The organism is Streptomyces phytophilus (genome assembly GCF_013870535.1).
Classification (GTDB): Bacteria; Actinomycetota; Actinomycetes; order Streptomycetales; family Streptomycetaceae; genus Streptomyces; species Streptomyces phytophilus.
The window spans coordinates 1-1,701 of record NZ_JACBXC010001275.1; the positions used below are offsets into that span (position 1 = coordinate 1).

A 1,701-nucleotide genomic window follows, 5' to 3' on the forward strand; every position below is an offset into this window, starting at 1 on the left:
GCCTCGCCCTTTTCGTCCTCGCCGTCTCCGGCGTCGGCTGGTACTTCTACCAGCGCTTCGACAGCAACATCACCGTCGACTCCGCCACCGCCCGCGAGCTGGCGCGCTACGAGGAGGACCGCCCCGCGCCCGCCGCCGGCGGGGCCGCCAACATCCTCGTCATCGGCTCCGACTCCCGCGCGGGCACCGACCGCTACGGCCACGACACCGGCGTCGAACGCTCCGACACCGCCGTGCTCCTGCACCTCGCCGGCGAACGCGACAGCGTCACCGCCGTGAGCATCCCGCGCGACCTCATGGTCAAGATCCCCGACTGCCGCCGCCCCGGCGGCGGGAAGAGCGGCAAGCAGGTCAACCAGTTCAACTTCAGCTTCGCCTACGGCGGCGCCGCCTGCACGATCCGCGTGGTGGAGAAACTCGTCGGGGTACGCGTCGACCACCACGTCATCGCCGACTTCCAGGGCTTCAAGGAGGTCGTGGACTCCGTCGACGGCGTGGAGGTGTGCCTGCCCGCGCCGATGCACGACAAATCGGCCGAGCTGCGGCTGCCCGCCGGCCGCCAGGTGCTCGACGGAGAGCAGGCGCTCGGCTACGTACGCGCGCGCAAGTCCCTCGACGGCGGCAGCGACACCCAACGCATGGCGCGGCAGCAGGAGTTCATGGCCTCGCTCGTCAACAAGGTGCAGAGCAACGGCGTGCTCTTCAACCCGCTGCGCCTCGCCCCGCTGCTGGACGGGGTGACCTCCGCGCTCACCGCCGACGAGGGGCTGTCGTCGCTCGCCGAGCTGTACGACCTCGTACGCATCGTGCGCGACGTGCCGCAGGAGCGCGTGCACTTCCTGACCGTGCCGCGCCGCCCGTACCGCCTCGACTCCAACCGTGACGAACTGGTGCAGCCGGCGGCGGGCGAGCTGTTCGCGGCGCTGCGCGCCGACAGCGTCGTGCGCTTCGTCTCGGAGGGCCGGAAGGCCGAGCGGAAGCGGGACTCCGCCGCACCGCCGGTCTTCAAGGGAACAACCCCTGTGGATGACATCTGCCGATAGAGCGGATCAACGCACACAAGGGGGGCACGGTGTATGGAGGGGATGCGCGGGATGTCCTGTTACGAGTGCGTGGAATTTGTCACGGGCGTCGCCAGTCGCCGAAAGAGGCGGCTAGTGTGAGCCGACCGGCCGCCTGACAGGCGGTCGTCGAGCGTATGGCAGGAAGACCGGGCGCCGGCGGGGGAGGCGCTGACCGAGCGATGTGAGGGACCCAAGCGACCGTGGATGGGCGAGGCCGTGGACACGCCGGCGAGGTCGACCCCGCCGATCAGTGGGTGTTCAATCCCGAGACCGGCAGCTACGAGCTGCGTCTCGACCCGCAGATCCCGGGCAGACAGGGCCCCCAGCCGCACGGCCAACACGCACCGGGTCCGCACGGTCACGCCCCGCAGGGGTACGGGGGTCCGCCCCAGCCGCCGCAGCAGCAGTACATCCCGCAGCAGAACGGCCAGCCCCAGCCGCCGCAGCCCCAGCACGGCCGGCCCCCGGGCCCGCAGCACGGGCAACAGCAGCCCGGGCAACAGCAGCACGCGCAGCCGCAGTCGGGCGGCCGGCACCCCGGCCAGCACTCCGGCCGGCCCCAGCCGCAGTCCCCGTCCCAGTCCTCGCAGGCGGAGGCCCCCGAGCGCCCCCAGGAGCCCCGCCTGCCGTCCCAGCG

1 protein-coding gene and 1 pseudogene are annotated in these 1,701 nt (G+C 72.0%); both read left to right on the forward strand.

What is annotated here, in order from left to right; all coding sequences use genetic code 11:
* Nucleotides 1-1,043: LCP family protein (locus H5J30_RS31535; RefSeq protein WP_181790982.1), on the forward strand; the 1,043-nt coding region annotated here is incomplete at its 5' end.
* A gap of 221 nt (nt 1,044-1,264) precedes the next feature.
* Nucleotides 1,265-1,701 (forward strand): annotated as a pseudogene (locus H5J30_RS31540) (hypothetical protein); the annotation flags it as partial.